A 729-nucleotide genomic window follows, 5' to 3' on the forward strand; every position below is an offset into this window, starting at 1 on the left:
ATGGTGTTTGCTTTCTTCGCCGTCTTGTTACTTGGTCAGCCGGACTTGGGTACCGTCGTTGTAATGCTGGTTACTCTGTTTGGCATGTTATTTATCGCGGGCGCGAAGCTAACCCAGTTCCTGGCCCTGATGATTGCAGGTATTGGCGCTGTCGTCGGTTTGATCTTGGTAGAACCGTACCGTATGCGCCGTGTTACTTCGTTTCTTGACCCATGGGAAGATCCGTTCGGTAGCGGCTATCAGTTGACTCAGTCTTTGATGGCGTTTGGTCGCGGAGAATGGTTTGGTCAAGGGTTAGGGAACTCAATTCAAAAACTGGAATACCTACCAGAAGCGCACACCGACTTTGTATTTGCGGTATTGGCTGAAGAGCTTGGTTTCGTCGGTGTTGTTTTAGTGCTGATGTTGATTTTTAGCTTGGTACTTAAAGCTGTGTATATCGGCAAACGTGCTTTTGAAGAAGGCGAGATGTTTGGTGGTTACTTAGCGTTTGGTATTGGTATTTGGTTTGCGTTTCAAACCATGGTCAATGTGGGCGCAGCCGCTGGTATTGTTCCAACCAAAGGTTTGACGCTTCCACTAATCAGTTATGGTGGTTCCAGTCTGATTATTATGTCCGTTGCAGTGTCCATATTACTGCGTATCGATTACGAATGCCGCTTGAAACGCGAGCAACAACAATCAGAACAACAGACGAATGAAACAGAATAAACGTTTGATGGTGATGGC

General features: G+C 46.6%; 1 protein-coding gene. It reads left to right on the forward strand.

The features are described from left to right. The coding region (locus tag R7Q46_RS24900) for an FtsW/RodA/SpoVE family cell cycle protein (protein WP_318077889.1) at positions 1-711 on the forward strand (711 nt) is incomplete at its 5' end. Positions 712-729 lie beyond the last annotated feature (18 nt).

The sequence above is a fragment of the Vibrio sp. 811 genome (genome assembly GCF_033339195.1).